Raw genomic sequence first — 17,476 nt, forward strand, 5'->3', positions numbered from 1 at the left:
TCTATCGCGACGATGGGGTTGCCATCGCGCATGATGGCATAATCGACGCGCTCGGGCATTCCCGGGCGGAAATCGGCAACATATTCCGGCTGCACCACAAGGGGGTCCGTGTAGTCGTACCCCAGCGCACCGATGACCGGCAGGATAAGGAATTGCTTTGTGCTTTCCTCATTGGCGCAGGCAGACTTGATTGCCGCGGATCTTTCGGCAATGGCAGATAAATTGGCTTGGAGTTCGCCGAGCGCGTCCATGTTGCATCTCTCATCCGGTGCACCGCGCACGAATCGGCGCTTTGTTACAGCATGCGGCAATAGCTCATTTGAAAAGAGAGAAAATTGATCCGTCCCCAGAGGATGCACATAATCTGTGGATGGCTGAGTTAAGGGCTACGAAATCGTCCCCGCCCTGTGCGCGCGAGACAGCTAGGCGCCGCTCGCCTACCGCATCTCCCACCAAACGCCGCCGCTCCATACGCCCACCGTATCGCCGCCGTCGCGTGCCTCGGCCAGCGCCACAAGCTCTGCATAAACGGCGCGCGTCGCGAGCGCTTCGAGACGCCCGCGCACGAGCACATAAGGCTTGAGCCCGCCGTCGGGCTCGGCGCGTTTGAAACGCAGCGGATGATCCTTATCGACGGCGACCACGTCGTCTACGTTAGTGCGGAACGTCAGCGTCTGCGTTTCGCCGCTCCCCTCGACCGCCATTTCGACGGCAAGAAAGTGCGCGTCCTCGACATCGACGCCGATCTTTTCGGCCGGCGTCACGAGATACGTTCGCCCGTCGTCGTCCTTGCGCAATATGCTGGCAAATAGTTTGACGAGCGCGATGCGCCCGATCAGGCTCTCCTGATAAAGCCACTGGCCGTCGTGCCGGATCTTCAGCCCGATGTCGCCGCAATAAGGCGGGTTCCACGACTCGACGGGCCGGGCGCCCGCTTGACCGCTTCCAGTCGCGGTACGCAGCAGACCTTCGAGTTCGGATAATGGTGCGTCAGACTTGCCGTTCACGGCCGCAATTTGCCCATTTTCATCCGCCGCCTCGACGCGACCAACCGGCATGCCGAAATCGCGACTTATCCTAACGTAACGTTCACTTGACCCTAGGAGGACCGGGCAGGATCGTCTAGGCTTAACCTAGCGCCGGGACCCTAAGCTCGGCTTTGTTTTCAATATCAAAAAGATGCGTCGAGCGAGGCTTTCGATAGATGAGCAGTGTTGTCGAGACCCATACCGATATCGTCCCGCGCCTCGAAGCTGCGGCTGAGCGCGTCCAGCGCGCCCACAAAGCGGCCGCGACCGTCATCTTCGGACAGGACGAAGTTATCGAGCGGACGCTGATAACGATCCTTTCCGGTGGTCATGCGCTTCTGATCGGCGTGCCGGGTCTCGCCAAGACGCTGCTGGTCGACACGCTCGGCAAGATCCTCGGCCTTGATGCAAAGCGCATCCAGTTCACGCCCGACTTGATGCCCTCCGACATCATCGGTTCGGAAGTGCTCGAGGACGAGCCGGGCCGCGGCCGGTCGTTCCGCTTTATCAAGGGGCCGATCTTCACGCAGCTTCTGATGGCTGACGAAATCAATCGCGCATCGCCGAAGACGCAATCGGCGTTGCTGCAGGCGATGCAGGAGCATCACGTCACCGTTGCCGGACAGCGCCACGATACGCCCGCGCCGTTCCACGTGCTCGCGACGCAGAACCCGCTCGAGCAGGAGGGCACGTATCCGCTGCCCGAAGCTCAGCTCGACCGCTTCCTCTTACAGATCGACGTCGGCTATCCCGATCTCATCGCCGAACGCAAAATGCTTTACGCGACGACCGGCACGGACACGCCGAAACTCGACGCCGTGATTTCCGCGCAAGACCTGATGGCGACGCAGCGCCTCGTCCGGCAGATTCCCGTACCCGATAAAGTCGTCGAGGCCATTCTGAAGCTTGTGCGTTCGGCACGGCCCGGCACTGGCGCCGATACTGACACCGACCGCTTCGTCGCCTGGGGTCCGGGCCCGCGTGCCAGCCAGGCGTTGATGCTCGCCGTTCGCGCCAAGGCCCTGATCGACGGCCGGCTGGCGCCCTCGGTCGACGACGTCATTGCACTCGCTGAGCCCATCCTGAAACATCGCATGGCGCTGAACTTCGCGGCCCGCGCCGAAGGCGAGGATCTTACCCGCATCATTGCGCGCCTCGCGTCGTCCGTGGAGTAGCCGCGGATGGCAGGCCCCCGCGGGCAACCGACCAACGTCAGCAACGAAGGCCCCACGCGAGAAGGCCGGCGCGTGCTGGCGCTCGAACGCGAGGCCGTCGGCCTCGTCGATCGGATGCCGGAACTTCTGATGGAAGCCGACCGCATAGCTTCAACAGTCGCGCAAGGAATTCATGGCCGCCGACGCGCGGGCCCCGGTGAAACGTTCTGGCAGTTCCGGCAATATCAGTCGGGCGAAGGTGCGCATCTCGTCGATTGGCGCCGCTCGGCAAGCTCCGATCACCTCTACGTCCGCGAGCGTGAGTGGGAGGCGGCCCACACGCTCTATCTCTGGCCCGACATCTCGCCGTCGATGAATTTCAAAAGCCACCTTTCGCCGGTGACGAAGCGTGACCGCACCCTGGTGCTGATGCTGGCCACTGCCGAGTTGCTCGTTCGCGGCGGCGAGCGCGTGGCGTTGCTGGCGCAAACGCAACCGACCGCCAGCCGCAACGCGGCCACCCGCATCGCCGAAACCATCGTCGCCAATGCCGACGCGCCCCTGCTGAAAAAGAGCCTGCCGCCGAACGCTGCGCTCAATCGCTTTTCAGGCCTGATCCTGTTCAGTGACTTCCTGGCGCCCGCCGAGGTGATCCGCGAGCGGCTCGAGGGTATCGCGGGCAGCGGCGTGGCTGGTCATATGATCCAGGTCCTCGATCCCGCCGAGGAAACGTTGCCCTACAACGGCCGCACCGAATTTCTCGGTTCCTCAGGCCGCGAGAGATGGGTCGCCGACAGGGTCGAGTCTCTCCGCCCCAAATATCTGGCGCGCTTTGCAGCGCATCGCGCCGAACTCGCCGGAATGGCCCAGCGCTTCGGCTGGTCGTTCCTCACTCATCATACGGACCGGCCCGCGTCTGAACCCTTGCTGTCGCTGTTGATGCGGCTGCAGGGGTCGGCGAGCGGCTATCGCTGGATGTCGGCGAGTTCCGACGCCAAGGCCAGGGCGCCATGAGCTTCGGTGCGCTCGCCTTCTTGAACCCGTGGCTGCTATCGGCGCTGCTGGCGTTGCCTGCCATCTATTGGCTGCTCCGCGCCGTGCCGCCACGGCCGGCGCAAGTCGAGTTTCCGCCGACGCGCATTCTGGTCGGACTCGAGAACGACGAGAAGACCGCGGAAAAGACGCCTTGGTGGCTGACGCTCATTCGTCTCCTGGCAGCGACATTCGTCATTCTTGCTCTGGCCGAGCCCGTTCTCAATCCATCGAAAGAGGCCGCGCTCGTAGGGGATGGTCCGGTCGTCATCTTCGTCGACAACGGCTGGGCGGCAGCTTCCCACTGGCCCGAGCGGGTCAGGATGATCGATCGCTTTATCGACGACGCCGAGAGCAGCGGCAGACCCGTCGTCGTTGTCGGAACGGCCGCCGCGAGCAAACTTCCGATTGCGAAAATCGAATCCCCTAACGATGCGCGAAGCACCGCTTCGGCACTCCTGCCTCAGCCCTTCGAGCCCGATCGGACGGGCGCTGTCTCGGCACTCGAAACCGCACTCAAGGCTGCCAACGGCAAAAGCCCCAGCATCATCTGGCTGCACGACGGGCTAGACCACAAATCGAATGCCGGCGACATCGGCAAAAAACTTGCAGCGCTCGCAGGTAGTGGCAGCTTCGCCGTACTCGACGAAACCAAGGGTCACGAACCGCTCGGACTGACCGCGCATCTGGGCGACAAGGGAAAGCTCAAGGCCCTCGTTCTTTCTCCCGGCGGTTCGGAACGCGATGGCAGCGTCAACGCCTACTCGGCGCGCGGCGAGCGGCTGGGCGAAGCCCCGTTCAAACTGAATGCCGGAGCGAGATCAGCCGACGTCGCGTTCGATCTGCCGCTGGAACTCCGCAATCAGGTGGCGCGCATCGAACTCGCCGGCGAGAGATCGGCCGGTGCCGTCAACCTCATCGATGCGGCGACGCAATGGCATCGCGTCGGACTCATTTCCGGCGAAAGCCGCGAGGAAGCCCAACCGCTGCTGGCGCCGCTCTATTACATTCAAAAAGCGCTGAAGCCCTATGCCGACCTCGCGGTTGCCCAAAACGCCAATCTCTCTGAGGGTCTCGACTCCATCCTGAAGCAGAACATTTCTGTGCTAATGCTCGCCGACATCGGGACGTTGACGGGCGAGGCTGCGAAGAAAGTCGATGATTTCGTAAAGCGCGGCGGACTGCTCGTACGCTTTGCCGGACCGCGTCTTGAGAAGGCCGGCGACGATCTGCTGCCAGTGCCGTTGCGCAGCGGCGGCCGGTCGCTCGGCGGTGCCCTCTCGTGGTCGTCACCGCAAGCGCTGGCGGCCTTCGACGAAAACAGTCCGTTTGCCGGCCTGACGATCCCGGCGGATGTTACGGTCAACCGGCAGGTGCTCGCCGATCCCGCGCAGCTGACGCCGGAAGTCGAAATCTGGGCACGGCTCAAGGACGGCACGCCGCTCGTCACGGCGACGAAGCACGGCACCGGCCGCCTCGTGCTGTTTCACGTAACCGCCAATTCGGACTGGTCGAATTTGCCGATCTCCGGTTTGTTCGTCGAAATGCTGCGACGCCTTTCGACGATGGGCACCATCGGCGCATCGGGACAAGGCGGCAGCGAGACGAAAGCCGGCACGACGCCCGACGCCAACGCCAACGTGCTCGCACCGATGAAAACCCTCGATGGCCAGGGCGCGCTGAGATCACCTCCGCCGACGGCCGAGCCGATTAAGGCTTCCGAACTGCAGACGACGTCACCGAGCTTCGAGCATCCTCCGGGCTACTACGGTCAGTCCGCCAGCCCGCGCGCCCTCAACATCCTCACGCCGAAAAGCACGCTCGTTCCATTTCCTGAAATGCCGGCGAGCGTCACGCGGCTGTCGTACGCCAATGCCGCCAGCACCGCATTGAAGCCAGGCCTGCTCGCCGCGGCGCTGGCGCTGCTCTTTGCCGATATCATCGCCATCATCCTGCTGCAGGCCGGTGGACTGGGTGGCCTCTTTTCGCGTCGTGCCCGGCCGCGCGCGACTGCCGCCGTGTTGGCTCTTGCCGCTCTCGCCTTTACCGCAGTTCCCAACGCCAGAGCCCAGGACTTGTCGCCGTTCGATGCGTTTTCGCCGCCATCGCAAGGGCCCGGAACGGTCACGGTCAGATCGAAAAATGAATCCGCCGCCGACAAGGCGGCCATCGCCGCGACGGCCAACGTAACCCTCGCTTACGTCCTGAGCGGCGATCGCGAAACCGACGAGACCAGCCGCGCCGGCCTAGCCGGCCTCGGGCGCGTTCTCGAAACGCGAACCGCCGTCGAGCCGGGTGAACCCGCCGCCGTCGACATCAGCAAGGACGAGATCGCGTTCTATCCAATCCTCTATTGGCCCGTGCTCGGCTCGGCCGAGGCACTGCCCGATCCTGTCATCGCCAAGATCGATGCCTACATGAAGGAAGGCGGGCTGATCATTTTCGACACCCGCGACTACGGGCAAGGCGGCTCGAACGTGCTTCCCCTTGCAGGCAAGGGCGGCACGGCGTTGGAGCGGCTTTTGAGCAAGCTCGACGTGCCGCGCCTGGAACCGGTGCCGGAAAATCACGTCGTTACCAAGTCATTCTACCTGCTTCGCTCGTTCCCGGGTCGCTGGGACGGCGGGCAGCTGTGGGTCGAAGCCATTCCGGAAAATAAGAACGACTCGCATCGGGCCCGCGTTTCGGACGGCGTGACATCGATCATGATCACGTCAAACGATTTCGCCGCGGCGTGGGCGCTCGACGATCGCGGCCGGCCGATCTACCCCGTGGTGCCCGGCGGCGAAGAACAGCGCGAGATGGCGTTCCGTTCTGGCATCAACATCGTCATGCACGCTCTGACCGGCAACTACAAAGCCGATCAGGTGCATGTGCCGGCTCTGCTCGAAAGACTAGGTCAGTAAAGGCATAAGTTTTGAACTGGTCGATTACCTTTGCGCCGCTCGTTCCGCTGCCTGTGTTGACAGTGCTGGCGATCGTCGCGTTGGGCCTTGTCGTCGCCCTGCTGGTACGGCGTTCGCGCGGCGCGCTGATCCGCCTCGCAGCGCTCGCGGCACTGATCGCGGCCCTTCTCAATCCTATCCTCAAGCAGGAACAGCGTGAGAGCCTCGCCAACGTCGCCATCGTTGTGCTGGATGAGAGCCCCAGTCAGAAACTCGCCGATCGCACCAAGCAAATGGATGCGATCCGCAGCGATCTCGAAACCAAGCTCGACAAAATTCCGAACCTCAACATCAAGTGGGTTGCCGCCGGAATTCCCGGAGAGCAGACCGCCGCCGGCACAAATCTTTTCACCGACCTCAATGCGGCGCTGAACGATACCGCACCCGACCGCATCGCCGGTGTCCTGTTCGTCACCGACGGACAAGTGCATGACGTTCCGAAGTCGGCCGCGTCATTGGGCTTCGACGCGCCGGTGCATACGCTGCTTACCGGCAAACCTGATGAATTCGACCGCCGCATCGAAGTGATCGAGGCGCCGCGCTACGGCCTGGTCGGTCAATCGCGCCCGATCCAGATTGCCGTTCGCGAGACGGGAAAAACCGCCGCCGACGGTATAGGCACCGCCACGCTGAAGGTTCGCCGTGAAGGCCTCCCCGACGAGACGCTACAAACCGAAGTCGGGCAAACCGTCAAAATCGACATGCCGATCCCGCACACGGGCCAGAACATCGTTGAGATCGAATTGCAACCTACGCCCGGCGAATTAACAACCGCGAACAATCGCGCCGTCATTGCAGCCGAGGGCGTGCGCGAAAACCTGCGCGTGCTGCTCGTCTCGGGCGAACCGCACCCGGGCGAGCGAACGTGGCGAAATCTTCTGAAGTCTGACGCTGCTGTCGATCTGGTGCATTTCACCATTCTTCGGCCGCCAGAGAAGCAGGATGGAACCCCGATCAATCAGCTGTCGCTGATCGCGTTTCCGACGCGCGAACTCTTTTCCGAGAAAATCAATCAGTTCGATTTGATCATCTTCGACCGCTACGAGCACAGGGGCATTCTGCAGCTTCTGTACTACGACAACATCGCCCGCTACGTCGACGAGCACGGCGGCGCCCTTCTCGTCGCCGGCGGTGACGATTACGCGGGCAGCTACAGCATCTATCATACGCCGTTGGCATCGGTGCTTCCCGCCGCGCCCACTGGCCGCGTATTCGAGATGCCGTTCAAGGCAAAGATCACGCCCGAGGGTCAAAAGCATCCGGTCACCAAGGGCCTTCCCGGCTGGAACTCTGCAAAGACGGCGGATGCGTCTCCTGAACCAACCTGGGGCCGCTGGTTCCGACAGGCCGAAGTCAACCCGCACCGCGGCCGCGTCGTGATGAGCGGCGCCGAGGACAAACCGCTTCTCATCCTCGATCGTAAGGGCAAGGGCCGCGTCGCCCTGCTGACCTCGGACAACGCGTGGCTCTGGGCGCGCGGCTACGATGGCGGCGGCCCCCACACCGATCTTTTGCGACGCCTGTCGCACTGGCTGATGAAGGAGCCCGACCTCGAGGAGGAGCGTTTGATCGCTTCCGCCAAGGGGCTGAAGCTGACGCTCGAACGCCGATCGATGGAAGACAAGGTCGGCCCGGTGAAAGTCTTGGGTCCCGGCGGCGAAACGAGCGATGTTTCGCTTCAGCCGGTTCCGACCGAGCCAGGCGTCTGGCGCTCAACGGTCGATGTCAAACTTCCCGGCCTCTACAAGGCCGAAACGGCTGGTCCCTCCAGTACGCTGACGGCAGTCGCCAACGCCGGCATCGAAGATCCGCGCGAGATGAGCGAAGTCACGGCGACGGAACAGAAGATGAAGCCGATCGCCGATGCGACGGGCGGCGGCGTTTTCTGGACGAAGTCGAAGGGCTCGTCGGGACCCGCGACCGACGTCGACGTTCCGCGCATTTCGATGATGTCGTCTGCCAAGATCATGGCCGGCTCCGGCTGGCTCGGCCTCAAGGATCGTCAGGCGTTCCTGACACGCGGCGTGAAGCTGACGCCGATGTTCACCGGGTTTGCGGCGCTGTCGGCGCTATTGGCGCTGATCGCATTGGCGTGGTGGCGCGAAGGACGCTAGGACCCGTCGTCGTCCCGCCGCCGAATCGCCGGAGATCGCGACTTCAGAGCCGAAAAGCGCCAACGACAGCAGCTTTACCGCGAAAACCGTTGATGACCGGTTCCGCTATAATCGAGGCCAACGCCCGACTCACGTAAGCATGGGTGATCCGCAGTCAGCCCGAGGCCGTGATGTCCGCGCTTTTTCGAATTGTCTATGCCACGCACGCCAACGGCACGCATCACAAGCTGGCGCTCGATGCACTCAACGAGATGCAGCATGGCGACAAAGATGCCTGGACTCGGGTTTTCCTGAAGCACGTCGAGCGTTACCTCGAAGGCTCAAAAGCCCCCGACGTCAGCTTCAAGGATTTCAAGAACCACGTTCTGCATGTGGCGGAAGGATACTGGGGCGGCGCGCCGGAAAAGGCCGCAGCCTGGTATCAGAAGACCGTCGACGAGCTGAAGGCCGGCAATTGGCCGGAAGCGGTCTACGCTGCCGGTGTCTTGAGCCACTATTACACCGACCCCGTTCAGCCCTTTCACACCGGCCAAACGGAAGCCGAGAATGCCATCCATCGCGCCGCCGAATGGAGCATCAGCCGTACGTACGATGACCTTCGTGCGCTCGGCGAGCAGAAGTTCGCAGACCTCGATGTTCCGGTCCCGGCAGGGCCGAACTGGCTCTCCGAATTGGTTTGCGACGGCGCCGAGTTCTCGCATCGCTATTATGAAAAACTGATTGCGCATTACGACATTCACAAAGGCGCCGTCCGGCCGGCGGAAGGGCTCGATAGCATCGCCCGCGGTATCGTCGCCGAGTTGCTGATCTATGCCGCCAAAGGCTTTGGGCACGTGCTCGACGCGGCGATTACTGAAGCCGGCGTTGCCGCTCCCGACGTCACGCTGACGGCGGAAACATTCCTTGCCGCAACGAAGATTCCAGCGAAGTTCATCGAGAAGCGGCTCACCAACGCCGAAGACCGCAAACTGGTCGGGGCGATTTACGACGAACTCAAAGCGACCGGGCGCGTCGACAAGACGCTGCCTGAAGACGACCGCACGATCCGCGATCTGCACCAGCGCGAAGTCCTGGAACCGAAACTGGCTCAACGCAGTGAGATTCGCGCTGCCCGCATCGAGACCGGCGCACCGATTGACGTCGCCAGCCCCGTCAGCCGTGCAACACCGGCCGAACAGGCCGGCGATAATGCGTTGGAACTCGCGGTCGCAAATTCGGCGCACATCAGGCCCGACGTTTCCATGATACCGCCGGCAATACCGGACGCGCCTTCTACTGCCGAGCTGTACCAGCCAGCGCCGCAGCCGAGGAGTTATCAGCCCGTCGCCCGCATCGAGACCCAAAGCGAAGATCGCAAGAAGTACCTTTTCGCCAGCGACGATCTCGAGGCGGCGCCGTCGATCGGTCCGAAAATGACCGAACGTTTTACGGCCATTGGGATTCATACTGTCGGGGATTTCCTCGGACATGATCCGCACGATCTGGCCGATCTTCTCGACGACGCGCACTTCGACGCTGAGTCTCTCGCTGACTGGCAGGATCAGGCACAGCTCGTCATCGACGTTCCGGGGCTCAGAGGCACGCATGCGCAGTTGCTGGTCGGAGCCGGATATCGTACGGCGCAAGCCGTCGCCGACGCCGACCCCATCGCGCTTTCAGTCGGCGTGCTGAAGTTCGTGTCGACGTCCGAGGGCAAGCGCGTGCTGCGCGAGGGCCGCCCGCCCGACATCGAAAAAATCAAAAGCTGGGTCGACGTCGCCCGCCACGCCGTTGCCGCGTAAGACCCACGCGATAGCAGGCCCAGGGCGATAGTCCCCTATTCTTCTGCACTCGAATGAGCAGAGGAAACGGCCCACGCTGCAACCGCGCTTGCCAAGCTCGGTCAACGGGGCGACAATGACGCCTGTTTCCGAGGGGCGCCGGTAGTCCGGCTGAGATCGCGTAACGCAGCGCGAGCACTCTTAGAACCTGATCCGGGTCATGCCGGCGAAGGGACGGATATTCAGCCCTCCGGCGCGATCGATACGTTCGCTTATTCACGCTCTGCGTTTTGCGACGCCAGGCAGGAGGCATGAACATGGCACCAACCAAGCTTATCGCCGGACTGATCGGCCCGGTGATGGCCGCGATCGGAATTGCGATGCTGCTCAATCGGCAGGCATTCCCCGAGATGATCACGCAGGTCGCGCAGAACTACGCGATCATATTCCTGTCCGGAGCTTTAAGCCTTCTTGCCGGCGTCGCCATCGTCCGCGTTCACAATGTTTGGACCGGCGGCTGGCCGGTGATCGTCACGATATTGGGCTGGCTCTTGATCGTCGGCGGTGTCGCCCGCATGTGGTGTCCAAAGAAGGCTTCGGAAATCGCCACGACCTTCGGCAGCGATCCGACACTTCTTCTTGTGGCGGGCGCCGTTCTTTTGGCGCTCGGAGCATTTTTGTCGTTCAAGGCTTACGGCACGACGATTTGAAAGAGGCTATCATGAACAAGATCACGCGTTCGAGCGATCTCATCGCTCCGAAGGTGACAACGGGTCCGCTTCCGGCTTCGACGAAGATTTACACGTCGCCCGCCGGCCGCAATGACTTGCGCGTGCCGTTCCGCGAAATCGCGCTGACCGACACGAGCGAGCCGTCGTTCCGCGTCTATGATCCGTCCGGACCGTATACCGATCCGGCGGCCGCGATCGACGTCGAGCGTGGCCTGCCACGCATTCGCGACGGATGGGTCAAGGAGCGCGGCGGCGTCGAAGCCTACGACGGCCGCGTGATCAGGCCCGAGGACAACGGCAATGTGTCGGGATCGCATGCAGCGCGCGCCTTTCCGAATGTCCATCAGCCGGTGCGTGGCACCGGAGGCGCGCCCGTCACCCAATACGAATATGCCCGCGCCGGGATCGTCACGAAGGAGATGATCTACGTCGCGCATCGCGAGAACCTTGGGCGGCAGACCGCGCTAGCGCGCGCCAAGGAAGCGTTGAATGACGGCGAGAGCTTCGGCGCTGAAATCCCGGAGCACATCACGCCCGAATTCGTACGCGACGAGATCGCCCGCGGCCGCGCCATCATCCCGGCGAACATCAACCACGGCGAACTCGAGCCGATGATCATTGGCCGCAACTTTCTCGTGAAGATCAATGCCAACATCGGCAATTCGGCCGTGACGTCGTCGGTCGAGGAGGAAGTCGAGAAAATGGTGTGGGCGATCCGCTGGGGCGCCGACACGGTGATGGACTTGTCCACGGGGCGAAACATTCACACGACGCGCGAGTGGATCATCCGCAATTCGCCCGTTCCGATCGGCACCGTTCCGATTTATCAGGCGCTAGAAAAGTGCGACGGCGATCCGGTGCAGCTGACCTGGGAACTCTATCGCGACACGCTGATCGAGCAGTGCGAACAGGGCGTCGACTACTTCACGATCCACGCCGGTGTGCGCCTGCCCTTCGTGCCGCTGACCGCCAATCGCGTCACCGGCATCGTTTCGCGCGGCGGTGCGATCATGGCCAAGTGGTGCCTCGCGCATCACAAGGATAGCTTCCTCTACGAGCGGTTCGAAGATATTTGCGATATCATGCGGGCTTACGACGTGTCGTTCTCGCTCGGTGACGGTTTGCGCCCCGGCTCGATCGCCGACGCCAACGATCGCGCCCAGTTCGCCGAACTCGAAACGCTCGGCGAACTGACCAAGATCGCCTGGGACAAGGGCTGCCAGGTGATGATCGAGGGCCCCGGCCACGTGCCGATGCACAAGATCAAGATCAACATGGAGAAGCAGCTCGCGGCGTGCGGTGAAGCGCCGTTCTATACGCCCGGGCCGCTGACGACGGACATCGCGCCGGGCTACGACCACATCACGTCCGCCATCGGCGCGGCGATGATCGGCTGGTTCGGAACTTCGATGCTTTGCTACGTGACCCCGAAAGAGCACCTGGGTCTGCCGAACCGTGACGACGTGAAGACGGGCGTCATTACCTACAAGATCGCGGCGCACGCTGCCGATCTCGCCAAGGGTCATCCAGCCGCGCAGTTGCGCGACGATGCGTTGTCGCGGGCGCGTTTCGATTTCCGCTGGCAGGATCAGTTCAATCTGTCGCTCGACCCCGACACGGCCGTCGCCTTCCACGACGAGACGCTGCCGAAGGAGGCGCACAAGGTGGCGCACTTCTGCTCGATGTGCGGGCCGAAGTTCTGCTCGATGAAGATCACGCAGGACGTGCGCGACTACGCGGCGCGCTTGAACGAGGCGGCTGTCGAGATCGCCGAAGAGAGCACGCAGATCGACCCAGACGCCGAAGCGGTGCGTGAGGCCGGCATGGACGAGATGAGCGCCAAGTTCCGGGAAATGGGCGGGGAACTTTATATCGATGTCGAAAAGAGATAGGCCCGCAACGGGGTTTTTCCGAACGTGCCGACCGTGCGCATGCCTCTGGGATTGAAAGGTCCGATTGACATGCGAACGGTGGCTGCCCTCGTCATCGCACTAAGCGCGGTTGGAATCTTGGCCGCAGCCGCGGAGCCGACGACGGACCGGCAGCGAAACGTCGCGGCAACTTCGTTCACAGCGATTTCACCGATCTTCAGCCAGCTCGTCGCGTTCTCCCTGCCGGCGAATTTCAAAACCGTCTTCGAGAATACGTCAGACCGAAGCTACATCCGCGAGGCGGTGCTGAAAGGCGAAACGACGGATCGCTGGACTCAAATGATCACGGTGACTGGAGCAAAGGGATTAGCCGGAAATCCAAAGACTACGCCTGAGTCCGTTGCGGCAGGCATCGCCGGCGGATTCAAGAAAGCGTGCCCCGACACGTTTACCGCGAGCGTATTCGGTCCGGCCAAATTCGGGGATCACGACGCCTTCGTGGCCGTGGCCAGCTGCGGCAAAGTCGTTTCGAGCGCCAACAAGCATAGCGAAACGGCCTTGATCGTCGCCCTGAAAGGCAGCGCCGACTACTACACGATACAATGGGCCGAGCGCACGCCGTCGTCTGCTGAAAACCTGACGATTGACGACGCCAAATGGAAAGGACGATTGGACAAGCTCACTCCAATTCGGATTTGTCCAATCGTCGGCGGCGAAAAGGCGCCCTATCCGAGCTGCCTCGGGAAGTAGTAGCGATCACCCTCACCTAATCGCATCGACATAGAACTCGACCGCGGCTTTCTTCCGCTCGAAGCCCTCGCGGCGGATCGGCTCGCCGCAGCGATACCGCTCCGAGAAGCCGTCGACACGACATGTTCGTGTATTCACCGTGAAATCGAGATCGCGCTTATCGTCGATGCGATTGATGTCGATCTTGTCGTCGCCCTTGCCGATGTCTTTGTCGAAAATTTCGAGTTTCACGTCATGCGGGCCGCGGCGCACGTCTTTGGTGATCTTCCAGTTTGGCTCGGCGTGGTTCCTCTGGCGTTTGATCTTGGTGGTGAAGACCTGACCATCAATCGTCACGCGCGCGTAGAAATCATCGGGACCTGCCATCCAAGCATCGGCGGCGTCGAGCGCCGTCACCTTTGTGATGACGAGTGTGAGTTCGTCACGCGCCGACGCGTTCGTTGCCGTCACGATGCAGGCGGGTATGGCCAGTGCCAGGGCCGCCATGATCGCGCGGCGAGGCGCAGACTTGGAAATATTTGCAATCAACATGAAATGTCTCCCCGTAGAAATCTAAAAATTGCAACAACATTGCCCTGCCAATGGTCGCGACGCTAAGGCATTTCTGACAAAGCTCATACATGAGGATATCGGACGACCCACAGATCGTTGGCATCTGTGGAGAAAAAGCGGTTGCGCCAGGTCGGCACCTCCCCGTGGACGAGAAATAGCGCGGGCTTTTCAAAACGTGCGAACAATGCCAACTTCTTAGCGGCAGAAACAACAGAGAGGAGGTGATCCGATGTCGAGTGGGATCTTGAGGCGGTCGATGTCGTGGTCGCTCGGGCCTGCATCCGGAAATCTCCTGGTACAGAGCTGAGACAGAAGCGGCGGACTTCGCTCTCCGCTTTCACAACGAATGATCTCACGGGGCCGCTTCGCATGGAGCGGCCCTTTTTCTTGGCTCGCGGGCACGCCGTGACGCGCGATGAGCGACTCGCAAGCTGGCGTCTGGTTGTAACCAAAACACCACAGCCGGAATGAAACTGAACAGAGTGATTCGTTTTCCTGTGGAAGAAAACGCTGCGCTGAAATAGCCTTTTTGCTGCGTGGGACAGCCGATCGGGGGATTGGCTGGGGGTGAAGAATTTCCCACCAAAAGCCGTAAACGTCGAGCGTCTGGCTTTCGAGCAATACGCAAGACGTACGCCCAATGATAAGCCAGCGCGCTGTATTGCGCCTAGGCGAACGACAATGGTTTGCGGCGGGCCCGGGGGGGCCTCACAGGGCGTCCAAAAAGAAATGGGTGGCAGGCTGCCACCCATTTCTTTTTTTTGTTTCCGGCCGGACGCTGAGCAGGCTTATTCGCCAAACCATAGACGCCATGTTTCCTTGGCGCGCTCCATAATTGATTTCGAATTTTGATGCGCGGGCTGGCCGTCAGCGGCCGACTTGCCGGGTGTCGTGTTGCCCTCTGCGGGAGGCTCTGAAACCGTGCGCACAACCGACGACGTCGTCGCCGGAGTTCCCGAGGCGCTGGAATTCGTGACCGCCTTGGTCGCCTCCGGCGCGGGAGCCGAAGTGCTCGGTGCTGCGGTTTGCTCGCTTGATTGAGACGGAGCGACATCAGGATGCTCCTCGCCGGGCAACCCGGTCGGCTCGCTTTCAGCCGGCGTTGCCGTGGCAGACCCAGGCGCAGGCGTTTCACCAGAAGCGGCACCAACGGTCGTCGCAGGGCTTGCAGGAGGTGCAGTCACCGGCGACGCTGGCGGAACAGCAGGCGGCGCGGCCTCGGTTGCGGCCGTCGCGGAGGTGGTAGCCGCGGAGTCTTTCGCGGGCGAGGCTTCGGCGGGCGCCGGCGTACCCTCGACGGTATGGACGATGCTCGAGATCGGCCGCTCGGCGCCAACTTGCGGTAAACCCTTCGCGTCTTTCTCAATGGCAGCGTCGTATTCGGCGACCGTCGTAACCGGCGACTTCGCCGTCATGTGCACGATTTTGTAACCCTTGGCCTTGAGCTCGGCGAGCAGCATCGGCACGGCTTTCGCGGTCGTCTTGTGGATGTCGTGCATCAACAAGATGCCTTTGCCTCGTTTGTCGAGCTTCTGCATCAGCGACTTGACGAGATGTTCCGCCGTTTGCGGTTTGTAGTCGATGCTATCGATGTCACAAGAAAACATCGCGATGTTACGCTTGCCGAGATAGGCAACCGCTTCCTGCGTATCGACCAGCGTCGGAAAGCGGAAGAACGGGGCGATTGGCCCGCCGACGGCACGGTGGACTGCGCTGAAGCCACGCTCGATCTCGTCCTTTGCGTCGTCGAACTTTTTAAGCTTGCCGAGCGCCTTGTGGCTCCAGGTATGTGTGCCGATGGTGTGACCGGCCTTCGCTACGTCGCGGATAATTCCGGGGTAGCCGAGAGCCATCTTGCCGATGGAAAAGAACGTCGCTTTGACACACTCGTCACCGAGCGCCTTCAGCACCGCCTCGGTCGAGTATTTCTGCGGCCCATCATCGAACGTCAGCACCACTTCCTTCGGCTGCAGAAAGTCGTAGGCCTTGTAATGTTCCATTCCGAAACCGGGACCGCCGGTCGTGTCGATTTCGACCGTTCGGGAGACGCCGAGCGTTCCGGCCCTTGGGCACGCGCCCTCGCCGTCCGCCGCCGCCGCATATCCGGATGGGACGGCCGCCGCTGCGGCGACGAGAAAAGCGACCCAAAGCCACCGCATAGTCATCCGCACTCCCCAATTTCTATTTGGCCAGATCATATCAGACGGCCGTCGTTGCGGCAGTCCTGTCGCAAATTTCGTTCAGTGGACGCGACGAACGTTTCGTCTGATCGGCAAACCCGCCGCTTTCAGAGGTCCAGGCTTGGCTCATTTCCAGCATAAGTGTCGCATCCCGACGCGGATGGGCCCTCAAAGGTTGTCCTGCGCCACCCAGGCTTCTACTTTCCGCGCAACGTGAACGAAAACGGAAAGTACCAGTCATGACGACATTTCCCCGCTCGGCATCGGCGATCGTCGCCGCCGTCGGCGCTGTTGCGATCACATCGATTTCCGGCGCCGACGCCACGCCGGTCGCTAAACATGCAATGACCTCGTCACACTCCGCAGTTGTCAAAGTCCAGCACGATTCGCGGGACGACGGTTGGTATGATCGTCATTACAGGCGCTATCACCACAGACATTATCGTCGGGGCGAAGTCGTCGACGCGCCATTCACGCGCGTCGAGACCGGCCGTCACACCGTGGTCGATGCGCCCTTCGCGCACGTCTACTCCGGCCGTCGCGGCCACCATGTCGTGGCGCCGTTTGTGGACCTCTGGGTGCCGCGCTGAAGCCCCAGAAAATAAAATTGCGGAAAAACACGAGCGGGTCGCTTTCGAGCGGCCCGCTTTCTTTTCTCAGCCGGCAACGACGGCGTGGCGACCCGCTGCCGTTGGGCCCGGTCTTGGATGGAGAAAGAAATCGACGCTGGCGCGGTATGACTGACTTGGACATAATGTCCACAAACTACGGTGCTTCAAACGCGCTTGCGGGACCGGCGATAACAGTTTTGATTTGGGGGTAAGTTCATGTTCAACCGCGTAGCAACGCCAGATCCGCGTTCAATGGAACCAGTCAGAAGCATCACACCACATTCTCTTCCGCCAAAGCCACCGGCGCAGCCGCTTTTCACGTCGGGTGTGCATCAGTCGGCTTCGGGCCTTGATGCGCCGACCTCGGTGCTCGGGCAGGACATCACGATTTCGGGCCAGCAGCTCGTCCTTAAAACCAAGGGATCGCTGCTCATTGCCGGACACATCGAAGGCGACGTGCACGGCGAAAGCGTTACGGTCGGCGATACGGGTAGCGTCTACGGCACCATCACGGCACGCATGATCATCGTGCAGGGTGAGGTCAAGGGGGCGCTGAAGGGCTCCTCCGTGAACCTCAATGCAACGTCGCGCGTCGACGGCGATATCGTCAAGCAAACGCTGTCGATCGACGAGGGCGCCCAGTTCGACGGCAGCGTCCGTCGCGCCAAGGACCCGGCCGAGGTAACCCCCGATCTCAGCTGAGGCGCAGCTTAATCGACGCGCCGGCTAATCGGCTACGTGGATATCA

At 61.9% G+C, this 17,476-nt stretch carries 13 protein-coding genes, 1 pseudogene and 1 riboswitch; of the genes and pseudogenes, 10 read left to right on the top strand and 4 right to left on the bottom strand.

The genetic code is table 11. The features are described 5' to 3' along the window. Positions 1-251, bottom strand: a pseudogene (locus VN623_RS07250) (hypothetical protein); the annotation flags it as partial. A 186-nt stretch (positions 252-437) separates the two neighbouring features. Further along, entirely contained in the window at positions 438-1,058 is a 621-nt protein-coding gene (locus VN623_RS07255) for a DUF1285 domain-containing protein (RefSeq protein ID WP_325569593.1), read from the bottom strand. Between the two features lie 146 nt (positions 1,059-1,204). Here VN623_RS07255 and VN623_RS07260 point away from each other — a divergent pair, with 146 nt between their 5' ends. From VN623_RS07260 to VN623_RS07295, 8 genes are all read left to right on the top strand, one after another. Next, positions 1,205-2,203, top strand: coding sequence for a MoxR family ATPase (locus tag VN623_RS07260; RefSeq protein WP_325569595.1), 999 nt, complete (start codon positions 1,205-1,207; stop codon positions 2,201-2,203). A gap of 6 nt (positions 2,204-2,209) precedes the next feature. Continuing rightward, positions 2,210-3,196 (top strand): DUF58 domain-containing protein, encoded by a 987-nt coding sequence (locus VN623_RS07265; RefSeq protein WP_325569597.1) that lies wholly within the window; start codon positions 2,210-2,212, stop codon positions 3,194-3,196. Next, entirely contained in the window at positions 3,193-6,120 is a 2,928-nt protein-coding gene (locus VN623_RS07270) for a DUF4159 domain-containing protein (RefSeq protein ID WP_325569599.1), read from the top strand. The genes VN623_RS07265 and VN623_RS07270 overlap by 4 nt, the downstream gene beginning before the upstream one ends. A gap of 11 nt (positions 6,121-6,131) precedes the next feature. After that, a complete protein-coding gene (locus VN623_RS07275) occupies positions 6,132-8,273 on the top strand; it encodes a hypothetical protein (protein WP_325569601.1) in 2,142 nt (713 codons plus the stop codon). 170 nt (positions 8,274-8,443) lie between these two features. Next, positions 8,444-10,054 (top strand): DUF4332 domain-containing protein, encoded by a 1,611-nt coding sequence (locus tag VN623_RS07280; protein WP_325569603.1) that lies wholly within the window; start codon positions 8,444-8,446, stop codon positions 10,052-10,054. Between the two features lie 121 nt (positions 10,055-10,175). After that, a riboswitch (TPP riboswitch) is annotated at positions 10,176-10,285 on the top strand. Between the two features lie 65 nt (positions 10,286-10,350). After that, positions 10,351-10,743, top strand: coding sequence for a hypothetical protein (locus VN623_RS07285; protein WP_325569605.1), 393 nt, complete (start codon positions 10,351-10,353; stop codon positions 10,741-10,743). A gap of 11 nt (positions 10,744-10,754) precedes the next feature. Beyond that, a complete protein-coding gene (gene thiC / locus VN623_RS07290; RefSeq protein ID WP_325569607.1) occupies positions 10,755-12,656 on the top strand; it encodes a phosphomethylpyrimidine synthase ThiC in 1,902 nt (633 codons plus the stop codon). Positions 12,657-12,725: 69 nt separating this feature from the next. After that, positions 12,726-13,385, top strand: coding sequence for a hypothetical protein (locus tag VN623_RS07295; protein ID WP_325569609.1), 660 nt, complete (start codon positions 12,726-12,728; stop codon positions 13,383-13,385). A gap of 12 nt (positions 13,386-13,397) precedes the next feature. Here VN623_RS07295 and VN623_RS07300 read toward each other — a convergent pair whose 3' ends face one another. After that, positions 13,398-13,916 (bottom strand): hypothetical protein, encoded by a 519-nt coding sequence (locus tag VN623_RS07300; RefSeq protein WP_325569611.1) that lies wholly within the window; start codon positions 13,914-13,916, stop codon positions 13,398-13,400. Between the two features lie 809 nt (positions 13,917-14,725). Further along, entirely contained in the window at positions 14,726-16,102 is a 1,377-nt protein-coding gene (locus VN623_RS07305) for a polysaccharide deacetylase family protein (protein ID WP_325569613.1), read from the bottom strand. A 254-nt stretch (positions 16,103-16,356) separates the two neighbouring features. On the opposite strand from VN623_RS07305, the gene VN623_RS07310 reads away from it, so the two are divergent. Beyond that, positions 16,357-16,707, top strand: a complete 351-nt coding sequence (locus tag VN623_RS07310; RefSeq protein ID WP_325569615.1) for a hypothetical protein — start codon at positions 16,357-16,359, stop codon at positions 16,705-16,707. 237 nt (positions 16,708-16,944) lie between these two features. After that, positions 16,945-17,430 carry a polymer-forming cytoskeletal protein gene (locus VN623_RS07315; protein ID WP_325569617.1) on the top strand — a complete coding sequence of 162 codons (486 nt, stop codon included), beginning with the start codon at positions 16,945-16,947 and terminating at the stop codon, positions 17,428-17,430. Positions 17,431-17,476 lie beyond the last annotated feature (46 nt).

This window comes from Hyphomicrobium sp. (assembly GCF_035572195.1).
Lineage (GTDB): Bacteria > Pseudomonadota > Alphaproteobacteria > Rhizobiales > Hyphomicrobiaceae > Hyphomicrobium_B.

Excerpts from the sequence above, each read along its gene's own strand:
- VN623_RS07295 (WP_325569609.1), top strand. The coding sequence starts at position 12,726 with ATGCGAACGGTGGCTGCCCTCGTCATCGCACTAAGCGCGGTTGGAATC.
- VN623_RS07315 (WP_325569617.1), top strand. The coding sequence starts at position 16,945 with ATGTTCAACCGCGTAGCAACGCCAGATCCGCGTTCAATGGAACCAGTC.
- VN623_RS07300 (WP_325569611.1), bottom strand. The coding sequence starts at position 13,916 with ATGTTGATTGCAAATATTTCCAAGTCTGCGCCTCGCCGCGCGATCATG.
- VN623_RS07265 (WP_325569597.1), top strand. The coding sequence starts at position 2,210 with ATGGCAGGCCCCCGCGGGCAACCGACCAACGTCAGCAACGAAGGCCCC.
- thiC (WP_325569607.1), top strand. The coding sequence starts at position 10,755 with ATGAACAAGATCACGCGTTCGAGCGATCTCATCGCTCCGAAGGTGACA.
- VN623_RS07310 (WP_325569615.1), top strand. The coding sequence starts at position 16,357 with ATGACGACATTTCCCCGCTCGGCATCGGCGATCGTCGCCGCCGTCGGC.
- VN623_RS07260 (WP_325569595.1), top strand. The coding sequence starts at position 1,205 with ATGAGCAGTGTTGTCGAGACCCATACCGATATCGTCCCGCGCCTCGAA.
- VN623_RS07280 (WP_325569603.1), top strand. The coding sequence starts at position 8,444 with ATGTCCGCGCTTTTTCGAATTGTCTATGCCACGCACGCCAACGGCACG.
- VN623_RS07285 (WP_325569605.1), top strand. The coding sequence starts at position 10,351 with ATGGCACCAACCAAGCTTATCGCCGGACTGATCGGCCCGGTGATGGCC.
- VN623_RS07270 (WP_325569599.1), top strand. The coding sequence starts at position 3,193 with ATGAGCTTCGGTGCGCTCGCCTTCTTGAACCCGTGGCTGCTATCGGCG.
- VN623_RS07305 (WP_325569613.1), bottom strand. The coding sequence starts at position 16,102 with ATGACTATGCGGTGGCTTTGGGTCGCTTTTCTCGTCGCCGCAGCGGCG.
- VN623_RS07255 (WP_325569593.1), bottom strand. The coding sequence starts at position 1,058 with ATGCCGGTTGGTCGCGTCGAGGCGGCGGATGAAAATGGGCAAATTGCG.